This is a genomic window from Acinetobacter sp. SCLZS86 (assembly GCF_021560715.1).
GTDB classification, from domain to species: domain Bacteria; phylum Pseudomonadota; class Gammaproteobacteria; order Pseudomonadales; family Moraxellaceae; genus Acinetobacter; species Acinetobacter towneri_A.
In genome coordinates this window covers 1,792,917-1,804,642 of the sequence record NZ_CP090864.1, presented here as the reverse complement: position 1 = coordinate 1,804,642, position 11,726 = coordinate 1,792,917, and the positions used below count along the sequence as shown (strand labels likewise).

Annotated in this window: 11 protein-coding genes; 6 read left to right on the top strand and 5 right to left on the bottom strand. The window is 41.6% G+C overall.

The window, feature by feature from the left end; genetic code table 11:
- Nucleotides 1–201 precede the first annotated feature (201 nt).
- Together LZP46_RS08680 and LZP46_RS08675 are read right to left on the bottom strand one after the other, a co-directional pair.
- Nucleotides 202–726, bottom strand: coding sequence for a hypothetical protein (locus LZP46_RS08680; RefSeq protein WP_236093591.1), 525 nt, complete (start codon nucleotides 724–726; stop codon nucleotides 202–204).
- Between the two features lie 245 nt (nucleotides 727–971).
- Nucleotides 972–1,397 carry a glycine zipper domain-containing protein gene (locus tag LZP46_RS08675; protein WP_236093590.1) on the bottom strand — a complete coding sequence of 142 codons (426 nt, stop codon included), beginning with the start codon at nucleotides 1,395–1,397 and terminating at the stop codon, nucleotides 972–974.
- Nucleotides 1,398–1,782: 385 nt separating this feature from the next.
- Between LZP46_RS08675 and prfA the strand changes: the two genes are divergently transcribed.
- Nucleotides 1,783–2,871 (top strand): peptide chain release factor 1, encoded by a 1,089-nt coding sequence (prfA, locus tag LZP46_RS08670; protein ID WP_236093589.1) that lies wholly within the window; start codon nucleotides 1,783–1,785, stop codon nucleotides 2,869–2,871.
- Complete coding sequence (gene prmC / locus LZP46_RS08665; RefSeq protein WP_236093588.1) at nucleotides 2,871–3,701, top strand: peptide chain release factor N(5)-glutamine methyltransferase; 831 nt, start codon at nucleotides 2,871–2,873, stop codon at nucleotides 3,699–3,701. The genes prfA and prmC overlap by 1 nt, the downstream gene beginning before the upstream one ends.
- Nucleotides 3,702–3,815: 114 nt before the next feature.
- On the opposite strand, the gene LZP46_RS08660 is transcribed toward prmC, so the two are convergent.
- The 3 genes from LZP46_RS08660 to LZP46_RS08650 form a co-directional block, all read right to left on the bottom strand.
- On the bottom strand, nucleotides 3,816–4,727 hold the full coding sequence (locus LZP46_RS08660) for a bestrophin family protein (protein ID WP_236093587.1): 912 nt from the start codon (nucleotides 4,725–4,727) through the stop codon (nucleotides 3,816–3,818).
- 202 nt (nucleotides 4,728–4,929) lie between these two features.
- Nucleotides 4,930–5,280 carry a hypothetical protein gene (locus tag LZP46_RS08655; protein WP_236093586.1) on the bottom strand — a complete coding sequence of 117 codons (351 nt, stop codon included), beginning with the start codon at nucleotides 5,278–5,280 and terminating at the stop codon, nucleotides 4,930–4,932.
- Between the two features lie 260 nt (nucleotides 5,281–5,540).
- Nucleotides 5,541–6,566 carry an AraC family transcriptional regulator gene (locus LZP46_RS08650; protein ID WP_236093585.1) on the bottom strand — a complete coding sequence of 342 codons (1,026 nt, stop codon included), beginning with the start codon at nucleotides 6,564–6,566 and terminating at the stop codon, nucleotides 5,541–5,543.
- A gap of 142 nt (nucleotides 6,567–6,708) precedes the next feature.
- Between LZP46_RS08650 and LZP46_RS08645 the strand changes: the two genes are divergently transcribed.
- From LZP46_RS08645 to LZP46_RS08630, 4 genes are all read left to right on the top strand, one after another.
- Nucleotides 6,709–7,479, top strand: coding sequence for a 3-hydroxyacyl-CoA dehydrogenase (locus LZP46_RS08645; RefSeq protein ID WP_236093584.1), 771 nt, complete (start codon nucleotides 6,709–6,711; stop codon nucleotides 7,477–7,479).
- 148 nt (nucleotides 7,480–7,627) lie between these two features.
- Entirely contained in the window at nucleotides 7,628–8,764 is a 1,137-nt protein-coding gene (locus LZP46_RS08640) for an acyl-CoA dehydrogenase family protein (protein WP_178318659.1), read from the top strand.
- A 276-nt stretch (nucleotides 8,765–9,040) separates the two neighbouring features.
- Nucleotides 9,041–10,687 (top strand): AMP-binding protein, encoded by a 1,647-nt coding sequence (locus tag LZP46_RS08635; RefSeq protein WP_236093583.1) that lies wholly within the window; start codon nucleotides 9,041–9,043, stop codon nucleotides 10,685–10,687.
- A gap of 255 nt (nucleotides 10,688–10,942) precedes the next feature.
- Complete coding sequence (locus LZP46_RS08630; protein ID WP_004973205.1) at nucleotides 10,943–11,653, top strand: hypothetical protein; 711 nt, start codon at nucleotides 10,943–10,945, stop codon at nucleotides 11,651–11,653.
- The last annotated feature ends 73 nt before the right edge of the window (nucleotides 11,654–11,726 follow it).

The following is an 11,726-nucleotide window of genomic DNA, read 5'->3' as shown; positions in this document are numbered from 1 at the left end:
GATAGTTTTATCATACGATGCTGCACTGGTTTTGTATATCGAAAATTTTCGATATATGGGTGAGTCATGAGATATTGCCATTTAACAACGCGCGACATTCATCCAAAAAGCACGCTTTATAAAAAAACATTTATCCAAGCAAGTCGTCAGCAAACAAAAAGCACCCGAAGGTGCTGAAGAAGTTTGAAATATCGTGAGAAATTAACGACGTTTACCATTTTTATAGTGACCTAAATGCAAGCCATTGTCTTTGCGATAACGGTCATTATAACGGTAATCATTGTAACGGTAGCCACGGCTATCATAGCGGCGGTCATAACGATCATTGTAGCGTTTGTTGTCATAGCGGTCATCACGACGGTCTTCGCTAACTTTTTGACCTAATACTGCACCACCTGCTGAACCGAGCCCTGCACCGACATAGCCACCATTGTTGCCCGCCATATTGCGACCAACGCTATATCCACCAGCCCCACCTAAAGCAGCACCAATCATGGCACCATTACGGTCACGTTTGTTGGCTGCTGCTGCTGCACCACCTGCACCACCAATGGCAGACCCAATCATCGCGCCAGTTTGTCCGCCCATTTGCTGACCAATCGCAGCGCCGACAGCACCACCCAAGGCAGAACTTACAGCAACACGAGTATCGTTGGCATGTGCAGTACCCATAAGCAAGGCAGAACTTGCGATAACACTACCTAATAAAACACGATTAAGTTTCATGCGGATGCTCCAAATATTGATTAATATGCTATGTAATGAAGATATAGAAACAGATGGCAAAGATCGTGAAGGGTAATGAGGTCAATTTGCAAAGTTTGGTAAAGACTTTGTAATTGAACTCCTAAATTTCTTCATATTGATTATGGTCGTTTTTTTGAACTGATATATGAAGAAAAATTAATCCTATAAAAAAGCATCAAACCTGTGTTGATGCTTTTTTGCTGCTCTATGCCTATCGTTCAAGATTAACGACGATTGCGTTTTTTCTTCCATTTACGTTCTTGGTAACGGTCATATTCTTTATCTTTTGAGATTTTATTGCCGAGTGCGGCACCACCGGCTGCACCTAAAGCTGAACCAATATATCCACCATTGGTGCCGCCCATATTTTTACCAACGGTATAACCAGCACCACCACCCAAAGCACCACCAATTGCAGATTCAGTACGATGACGTTTATTACTCGCCACAGCTGCACCACCTGCACCGCCTAATGCAGCACCTATTGTTGCTCCCGTAGTACCGCCCATATTTTTACCAATTGCTGTACCTGCAACACTGCCTAAAGCACTAGCTGCGGCAACGCGCGTGGTATTGTCTGCATAGACATTGGCACTGAGCATAGAAGCTGAGGTTAAAGCTGCAGTCATTAACATTGCATTAAGTTTCATGTTGAACTCCATGTCCTTTTACAGGACTTATTTATGATCAATTTCGATGGGCTCAATTTAACAAAGCGCCGCTTTTAAAATGTGGAGAGTACAGACGAGATTGATGTGCTTTGGTGTGGGCTTTGTATGAGTTTGATTAAAATTGCAAAAAAAATGTCCAAATGCGGATGCTAATTGCGGTACTTGGTGAGTTGTACATTCACCGCAATGCACAGCATCATCAAGCAGAAATACTGCTAGAACATCTGCAGATAGGCATTTCAAGCATCGTACAGACGTAATAATGATGTTATTTGGATGGCAGAATCGGTAAACTATGCGCAATTTTTATTTCGCTGTGCTGCGTGTTGCATGTAACAGCCTTTGCATTGAGATTTTTTAAACAATGAAAGAATCGTTGCGTTTACGATTAGATCAGCTTTCTGACCGGCATGAAGAGTTGACTGCTTTATTGGCAGATATTGAAGTGATTTCAGATAACAAGCGTTTTCGTGAATTATCACGTGAACACAGTGACTTAGAAGAAATTACGGCAGTGTGGTCACAATACACACAAGCCGAAGCTGATATTGAAACAGCTGAAGCGATGTTGTCTGATCCTGACTTTAAGGAAATGGCGCAAGAAGAAATTAAAGAGAATAAAGCACTGATTCAGCAACTTGAAGCTGATTTAAATATTTTAATGATTCCAAAAGACCCGAATGATGCTAACTCGGCTTATTTAGAGATTCGCGCAGGGACAGGTGGTGATGAAGCCGCGATTTTCTCGGGTGACTTATTCCGCATGTATAGCAAATATGCAGAAAGTCAGGGCTGGAGAATCGAAATTTTATCTGAAAATGAAGGCGAACACGGCGGATATAAAGAAGTCATTTGCTTGGTGAATGGCGAAGGTGTATATGGCCGTTTGAAGTTTGAAAGTGGTGCGCATCGGGTGCAACGTGTTCCTGCGACTGAATCGCAAGGTCGAGTGCATACATCTGCATGTACCGTTGCAATTTTACCTGAAGTAGATGTAGATACTACGGTAGATATTAATCCTGCCGATTTGCGAATTGACACCTATCGCGCATCGGGTGCCGGTGGTCAGCACGTCAACAAAACTGACTCTGCAGTGCGTATTACCCACATTCCGACGGGGACTGTGGTGGAATGTCAGGAAGAGCGGTCACAGCATAAAAACAAAGCTAAAGCGATGGCGTTGTTGGCATCGCGTTTAGAAAATGCCAAACGTGCAGCGGCAGATGCAGCGACTTCAGAAATGCGACGAGATTTGGTGGGTTCGGGTGACCGTTCTGAGCGAATTCGTACCTATAACTATCCGCAAGGACGTATAACAGATCATCGAATTAACCTGACTTTATATAAGTTGGATGCGGTGATGGAAGGTGATTTAACTGAATTGTTAGATAGTCTGCATCGTGAATATCAGGCAGATCAGTTGGCGATGCTTGCACAACAAAACGGTGGTTAATGAATATTGCACAAGCCTTGGCGCTACGTGGTGAAGTCGATAGTTACGAGCGTCAAGAAAATATTTGGTTGCTAGAGCATTTTTTAGGACTGAGTGCGCTGGAATTAAAGTATCGTGCAGATCAGGAATTGAGTGCCGAACAAGAGCAAATGTACGTGCAGGCTTTAGCACGTATAGCAGCAGGCGAGCCTTTGGCGTATATCACAGGTTCTCAGCCTTTTTGGACACTGGATTTGAAAGTCACGCACGATACTTTGGTGCCAAGACCTGACACTGAGGTTTTGGTTGAAACTGTATTGTCTTTGTCATTACAACGTCATGCTGTTGTTGTCGATTTAGGTACAGGTACAGGGGCAATTGCTTTGGCTTTAGCATCTGAACGTCCAGATTGGCAGGTAACTGCAACTGATATTTACCTGCCAACGCTTGCAGTTGCCCAAGAAAATGCAAGTAAATATGCTTTAAATCAGGTGCAATTTGCCTGTGGTGCATGGTTTGAAGCATTAGCTTCTGAAGCTGAACCACGTTTTGATTTGATTGTATCTAATCCTCCGTATATAGATGCTAATGATGCACACATATCTGCTTTAGCAGCAGAGCCTGAACGTGCTTTGGTGGCGGCAGATCAGGGATTGGCAGATATTGTGCAGATTATTTCGCAGGGTAAGTATTGGCTAAAAGCAAATGCTTGGATTGCACTAGAACATGGTTATGACCAAGCATTAGCCGTGCAAGCGATTTTTGCAGAACACGGTTTTTCGGAAATTCGTACAGTCAAAGATTATGCAGGCAATGATCGGGTGACTTTGGCGCAATGGCTTGCTGGCTGATGTGTTATATCAGTTAAAAATCTTGTGAGATCTATTTATCAGCTTGCAAACATAGACGAATGATTAGCAAAGTTTAAGTGCAAGACCAATTTATGAGCCTCAACTCAAATGATTTCAGCTTAGGTTGCCTTTCACTGCCAAAATTGCAGGCGGTAATTCTTCGCCAAGTGAACTCAGCATTTCTCGTTCAATTAAACGCACCATAGAGTTGAGTGGCAAATCATTGTCTTGCAAGCCAAAAGGTTCTTCAAGTTGTTCGCTGAGTGCATCTAAACCTAAGAATAAATAGGCAATTAAACCCACTAAAATGGGTGTCCAGATTCCTAAACTTGCTTCTAAACTAAAAGGCAAAATAAAACAGAAGCAATACACAGTGCGGTGTAACAAGACTGAATAAGAAAAAGGCAAGGGGGTGCTGAGAATTCGATCACAACCTGCTTGCACATTACCCAATTCAACAATATGTTGATTCAAGCCTTGATAAATAATATCGGAAATTTCACCTGTTTTAAGTGCGCGGACTAACTCTTTTTGAATGCTTTCTAAAATAAACTGTGCAGCATTGATATGTGGAAATAAAGCATCATAATCTGCAGGTGTGAGATTGACTTTGTTTTGGTAAAAATCAATGGGTTGGTTTTGATTGCGTAAACGGTTGCGCAATAAATTACTAAACAGCATGACCCGATACATCAAGACTCGACGCTGCTGATCTGGCAATACGTATGAGTCACGTGAAATATGCCGTGATGTTGCGATTAACGTCCCCCATAATTTTCGACCTTCCCACCAACGCTCATAACTGGCGTTATTTCTAAAACTGAGGAAGATAGACAAAATAATCCCGAAAATAGTAAAGCCAATAGCAGGTACGCTAGGCACTTGAAAAAAGTGGTGGGAAGATAAATACACTAAGACCGTAGAAAGGATGACCACAATTGCAAGTGCCGGTAATACCGTGGGCAAAATTGTCCCATACCATGCAAACAGGAGAGTAAAGCTGTTGTTTTTATTGCGAATAATCATCTTGATCCATCCTTAAAGCTTCCTTAGTGTTTCATAGACAAACAACGCTTGGCAAGATGATAGCTAGCTTTTGATTCAAAAAGCAGCAAGCGGCTTAAAGTCAATTTTTCTTATTTATTATTGCAACAGCCAATAAAAAAGTGATGCCATGAAGACATCACTTTTTAAATACTTTCAGCAAATGAATACCCGAAGTTTTAGTTTACATCGGGTAATCTTGCAAACAGTCAGGAATCTCAACGTGTGCCAAACTGTCTGTTTCTAAAGCTAAACATAGCGCAACAATTTTAGCGGTATCGCACAGGTGTTCATCTTTAAGTGCCAAACCCGCTTGCAAAGATTGCAAATCTTCTTGACAAATATCTAGGGCTTGCGCTGTTTCAAGTGCATCTTCTCGTTTGAAAAACGCAGACATGACTTTATGTAACTGCTCTTCTGAGGTATCTAGAATACTTTGATTAAGTAATTCGTCTAATTGGTCAGAAGCTTGGTTGAGAGAGTGAGAGAAATTTTGAACTAGATTGTGTTCAAGTACATCCATCATCTTAAGCATGGGTAAACCTCCAAAGATGCTCGTACATTTAATATTACAGGGGGAGTATGACAGCCGAAGTGCATAAAATTTATGCTTTAAATAGATTGAAAAGTAAACTATATTTCATCCTTTGGCAATGCTGCGCCGATGAACGTTCAGTTCACTGCTAAACCTTGAAATCACAGCTTTGAGTTTTCTTTTATAATTAAGTTGTTTGTAAAATATACAAGATAGTGGCTGAGTAGTAGGTGATAAGTCACGCAATTATGAGCGTTCAGTTATGAGCTTTTAGTACATTGTCGAGATGCCCCATGATTGACCCCTGTCCATTTTTTAAATGTACGATGAATAGTACGAGGATCATGGAAATTTACTTGATCGCTAATTTCTTGAAATGATTGTTGGGTTTTGCTCAACAATTCGATTGCCGTATCTCGACGGATTTCATTTTTTAATTGCTGATAGCTAGTGCCTTCCTGCTTTAAACGCCGTTGGAACGTCGCTTCAGACATATTGAAATGCTGGGTTAATTCGTTCAGCTCTAACCATTCACTCGGCGGCAATCGCATTAATTGTTTACGAATTTTATGACTCAGCGCATGTGGGTTTTTATAACGCACTAAAAGATTAAAAGGCGTTTGTTTTAAAAAGCGTTTCCAGCTTTTTTTATCCTGCTTGATGTTTAAATCAAGATGTTTTGCCTCAAAATAAATCTTATGCGTTGTACACGCATATTCAATTTGGTCACAGAAACGGACACGATAATCAGCATCATCCTGCGGAGCAGCACATTTGAGTTGCATGTTTAAAATAGCGATACGTTGTCCTGTCAGCCAGCACATCAAGCCATGAATCAGCATTAAATAAGTGGCATAACTAAACATCGGTTTCACTTGATCTTTATCGTGAATGGTTAAGATTGCATATTCACCATCTACGTTTAATTCACCTGAAAAATCATCCAGTATTAAATTAAAGAAATTTAAAATGTCCTGTAATGCGGCCTTTAAATGCTCTGCTTGGTACACCCATTTAGACAAGAGTTGATAACTGCCACGACGCATAGCATGGCTGTCCATGCCAAAAAATTCATCGTTCATGGCATCTGCCAGTGCAATCCACAATTGACCATATTGCAGAATTGACACCCTCGCTTTGTTGGAATGTAACAGCTCTGCAGGAATACCCGCCGTCTGCAAAATCGCATGCGTATCCATACCGCGTTGCTGTGCAGTATGCAAAGCTTTATAGACTAAAGCAATTGAAATTGAAGCTTTGCTGTACGCGAGCTGAGTTGCATTCATGGGATGGCGTGGTATTCCATTTACAAGTTGAGTGTTCAGATCCATCATAGTCGATGCAGGGTTTGGAAAGTGTACTCTAGCTTGAGTGTGATTAATCTGTTTCTTAAGTTGTATTAAATTGAAAATTTATAAGGAAAATATAATGAAAATTCAAGGAAAAGTCTGTGTCGTCACGGGTGGTGCATCGGGTTTAGGTGCTGCGACTGCACAACATTTAGTTGCGCAAGGTGCAAAAGTTATTTTGGTTGATATGAATCAGGAACTTGGGCAGCAACTTCAACAGCAATTGGGCGAAAATGCAGATTTCGTGGCTGTAGATGTAACCGATGAAAACCAAGTACAGCAGCTTTTTAACCATATCGAGCATAAATACGGACAGTTAAATGGTTTGGTTAATTGTGCAGGCATTGCACCATCAGCCAAAGTCTTGGGACGTGATGGTTTGCATGATTTGGCGATGTTCCAAAAAGTGCTGAATATTAATGTCGCGGGCAGTTTTAATATGATTCGTTTTGCAGTACAACTTATGGCGAAATATGACTTAGTCGCCGATGAAGAAGAGCGTGGCGTGATTGTGAATACTGCTTCTGTTGCTGCGTTTGATGGGCAAATTGGACAAAGTGCGTATTCTGCATCAAAAGGTGCAATTGTGGGAATGACATTGCCTTTAGCACGTGAACTGGCACGTGAAGCTATTCGAGTAATGACGATTGCACCTGGTATTATGGAAACCCCGATGCTGAAAGCATTGCCACAGCAAGTACAAGATGCTTTAGGGCAAATGGTGCCATTTCCACCACGTTTGGCAAAACCCGAAGAATTTGCACATTTGGTAGGCCATATTTTTGAAAATAGTTATTTAAATGGTGAGGTGATTCGTTTAGATGGCGCAATTCGTATGCAACCGAAATAAGTTATGACGATGCTATCTCCATAAAATAGCCTAAGCAAAAATTCAAGTATTGAAAAACTGGATACTAAAAAATCGTTGCAATACAGCACAAGGATGTTGCGCGCATTTCTGACAAAAACAACATCTACCATATACACAGAGGGTCACCATGATTTTAAGCCATGAACAAAAAATGATTCAGGATATGCTGCGCAGTTATGCACAGGAAAAGCTTAAGCCAACTGCAGCAGCACGTGATAAAACTGCTGAATTCCCTGCAAAGGAGTTAAAGGAACTAGGTGAGCTAGGTGCTTTGGGCATGACCGTTGCAGAAGAATGGGGCGGTGCAGGTTTAGATTATGTATCTCTCGTTTTAGCCTTAGAAGAAATTGCTGCGGGTGATGGTGCAGTTTCAACGATTGTGAGTGTGCAAAACTCATTGCCATGCGGAATTACACAACGCTACGGCACAGAGGCGCAAAAACAAAAATATTTAACTAAACTGGCAACAGGCGAATGGTTAGGCTGCTTTTGTTTAACTGAACCACAAGTCGGCTCTGATGCCAGCGCGATTGAATGTAAAGCTGAAAAAGATGGCGAGGATTGGGTTTTAAATGGCACCAAGCAGTTTATCACCACAGGCAAATATGCAGATGTTGCTTTAGTTTTTGCTGTAACGGACAAAACTGCGGGTAAAAAAGGCATTTCCTGCTTTTTAGTCCCGACGAACACACCAGGTTATATCGTGGCACGTTTAGAAGACAAAATGGGACAGCACTGTTCCGATACCGCCACCATCGTGTTGGAAAACTGCCGTATTCCTGCAGAAAACCTATTGGGGCAAGAAGGTGAAGGCTACAAAATTGCACTCTCTAATTTAGAGTCGGGGCGTATTGGTATTGCCGCGCAATCGGTGGGTATGGCGCGAGCAGCTTTAGATGCAGCCGTGGACTATGCCAATGAGCGTAAAGCTTTTGGAGTTGAAATTGTGCAACATCAGGCAGTCGCGTTTCGCTTGGCAGATATGGCAACACAGATTGAAGCTGCACGACAGCTTATTCTACATGCCGCAAGCCTCAAAGATGCAGGCTTACCGTGTTTAAAAGAAGCATCTATGGCCAAGCTTTTTGCTTCAACCATGGCAGAGCGTGTGTGTTCAGATGCGATTCAAATACATGGGGGCTATGGCTATGTATCTGATTTCCCAGTTGAACGTATTTACCGCGATGTGCGCGTTAGCCAAATTTATGAAGGTGCATCCGATATTCAGCGTTTGGTGATTGCACGTGAAGTGACTAAGCGTTAAAGCTGAGTATCTAAAACTTTAGTCGGTGTCCAAAGCTTGCAAGGTTATTGCAGGATGTGGAAATTGAGAAAATGTTCAAATCATGTTTAGCTAACTTGATTGAAAAATACGCGAAGATCATGTCGTGATTGCGTTGCATGATCGACTTCAACACAGCAAACCTAATTTAAATTTTAAAGAGCGATTCAATCCTAACTTGTAAAAACGGTTAAAACAATAACGCATATTGCTGCAAATGAATTGCAGTGTCATCAGTTTAAGACGGAGCTTAAAAGAATGAAAACTTTGCAAGATGCATATCAGGCTTTTGACCTAGAGCGGCTCATTCAAACCCAATTGGCAGGAACGCCAACGGCACTTAATGCCTATGAAGAATGTTGCGGACGCTATACGGGTACTCAACAAACTGCCTTAATTTGGGAAGGCAAACACGGTCAAACTGCATCGTGGACATTTGATCAACTGGCAGAAGCATCTGGAAAATTGGCAAATTATTTTACTCAACTGGGCTTAAAAGCAGGTGATTGTATTGCAGGATTATTGCCGCGTACGCCTGAATTGTTAATTACGGTTTTTGCCACATGGCGCATTGGGGCAGTGTATCAGCCTTTATTTACAGCCTTTGAATCTAAAGCGATTGAGCACCGTATTCAAACTGCAAAGACGCAGCTCATTGTGACCAATACTGAGCAGCGTCCAAAACTAAATGCCTTGTCTAATGTGAAAATTTTAACTGTGGACGCAGCAAATCAAGCTCAAAACCATGATACAGATTTTTGGCAAGTTCTAAGCACTCAAGACACTTACTTTGAAACCGTGTATCGCAGTTTTGAAGATGATTTTCTGATGATGTTTACATCAGGCACTACGGGTTTAGCTAAATCTGTACCTGTGCCTTTAAAAGCCATTGTGGCATTTAAAGGTTATATGCAGCATGCAGTCGATTTAAGAGCAGAAGATTCATTTTGGAATTTAGCCGACCCTGGTTGGGCTTATGGCTTGTATTACGGTATTACAGGGCCACTGAGTTTGGGGCATAGCATTATTATGGATGAACGTCCATTTAGTGTTGATCATGCACTGGAAATTATCCGTAAATATCAGGTGAGTAATTTAACAGGTTCACCAACCGCATTTAGAATGTTCTTTGGTTTTAAAGAAAAGTTTGATGGTGATATTCAACGACATCTGCGTGTGGTTAGCAGTGCAGGCGAGCCGCTCACACCAGAAGTGATTCATTGGTTTAAGCATGATTTACAAGTCAATATTTATGATCAATATGGACAAACCGAATTGGGGATGGTGATTGCCAATCATCATGCACTGGAACATCAGAAAAAAGTAGGTTCTGCGGGTTATGCTATTCCCGGACATCGTTTCGCGGTTTTAAATGCACAGCATCAGGAAGTCGCTCACGGCGAAATTGGCACACTTGCACTGGATGAATCACAATCGCCTTTAATGTGGTTCAAAGGTTACGATGGGGATGACCGTAAATCATTTGTGGGACAGTATTATTTAACGGGTGATACGGTACGTTTAAATGAATTTGGTGGGATTGATTTTATTGGTCGTGCAGACGATGTCATTACAACTTCGGGTTATCGTGTCGGGCCTTTTGATGTAGAAAGTACTTTGCTTGAATGTGAGGAAGTGCTTGAATCCGCAGTAATTGGTAAGCCAGACCCAGAGCGTACAGAAGTGGTAAAAGCCTTTGTGGTGTTAAAAAATCAATATCAACCAAGCACTGCATTGCAGGAAAAGCTGCAACAGTATGTGCGTTCACGCTTATCGAAACATGCCTATCCTAAAGAAATTGAATTTGTCAGCAGTTTGCCTAAAACATCCAGTGGAAAAATTCAGCGTAATTTATTGAAGCAACAAGAAATTGCAAAACAAAATGCTTTTAAAAAAGTGAGCTAAATTCAGCCAATAGGCCCTGTTAATTATTGCGCCATAAGAAAAACGCCATTCATACAGATTGGCGTTTTTTTAAATCTGTATTCTTTATTTAAACCACCCGATTATGCAAGCACGAACTCAATCGATAGAAAATGTGTGCATCATATTGGTGATGTGATATTTTCAACTTTATGCTGACACAATGAACAAGGCTGCATGTACTTCGATTACGATAAAAGCATGTAGGCAGCGCAATACATATTGGGGGAGAACATCATGGTAACAGCTCATTTAAATTTCACGCAGCCGTCAAAGCGGATATTTACGAAGTCGATATGGATGGGCGCAGCTTTACTGTTGTGTGCCTCTGGCAGTTATGCACAAAACTGGAACCCAGCGCCAACTGCTGAAAGTACAGCCTATTCCAGCTATCCAGCAGCAAAAACGCCACAAAAAAATTATGCAGTCTTTGCCGAATACGCCAATTTTGAAGCAGATTTTGACAGTGGCGATACAGTAGAACTAGATGGTTTTGCTTTGGGTGTTTCCACCACGCCACATCGCTCAGGTTTTTATGGCAGATTGGAATTCTTAAAAAACAATGAATACGATTTGGATTATTATGAATTCAATATGGGCGGGAATTTAAACCTGATCAGCTATCATGGTTTTTATTTCAATACATACGCAGGTCTAGGTTATAGCGGCGCAAGTTCAAAGCTGCTTGCCAATGATGTCAATTTTGTCACTTTACCTGTGGGCGTAGAAGTCGGTTTGAACTTTGTTCCTGATTTCTCGATTTACGCCACTGCCGGTTATAAATGGTTATATGACAGCACCTCGAATACCACCTGTAAAGATGGGACAACCTCAGACAAAGTCGGGAATACGGCATGTTACTGGAATGGTGGAATTGCCTATTATAATGAATATATAGGCGATGCCGATGGCGTTACTTATAACGTAGGCATGCGGATGCACTTTTGAGCAAGTCGCTGCACATCTCCATCTGTTTAAATACGCAACAATTCAACCACCGTCATGACGGTTTGCTTTGAAT

Coding starts and splice junctions, on each gene's coding strand:
- LZP46_RS08680 (WP_236093591.1), bottom strand. CDS start 726: ATGAAACTTAATCGTGTTTTATTAGGTAGTGTTATCGCAAGTTCTGCC.
- LZP46_RS08675 (WP_236093590.1), bottom strand. CDS start 1,397: ATGAAACTTAATGCAATGTTAATGACTGCAGCTTTAACCTCAGCTTCT.
- prfA (WP_236093589.1), top strand. CDS start 1,783: ATGAAAGAATCGTTGCGTTTACGATTAGATCAGCTTTCTGACCGGCAT.
- prmC (WP_236093588.1), top strand. CDS start 2,871: ATGAATATTGCACAAGCCTTGGCGCTACGTGGTGAAGTCGATAGTTAC.
- LZP46_RS08660 (WP_236093587.1), bottom strand. CDS start 4,727: ATGATTATTCGCAATAAAAACAACAGCTTTACTCTCCTGTTTGCATGG.
- LZP46_RS08655 (WP_236093586.1), bottom strand. CDS start 5,280: ATGCTTAAGATGATGGATGTACTTGAACACAATCTAGTTCAAAATTTC.
- LZP46_RS08650 (WP_236093585.1), bottom strand. CDS start 6,566: ATGAATGCAACTCAGCTCGCGTACAGCAAAGCTTCAATTTCAATTGCT.
- LZP46_RS08645 (WP_236093584.1), top strand. CDS start 6,709: ATGAAAATTCAAGGAAAAGTCTGTGTCGTCACGGGTGGTGCATCGGGT.
- LZP46_RS08640 (WP_178318659.1), top strand. CDS start 7,628: ATGATTTTAAGCCATGAACAAAAAATGATTCAGGATATGCTGCGCAGT.
- LZP46_RS08635 (WP_236093583.1), top strand. CDS start 9,041: ATGAAAACTTTGCAAGATGCATATCAGGCTTTTGACCTAGAGCGGCTC.
- LZP46_RS08630 (WP_004973205.1), top strand. CDS start 10,943: ATGGTAACAGCTCATTTAAATTTCACGCAGCCGTCAAAGCGGATATTT.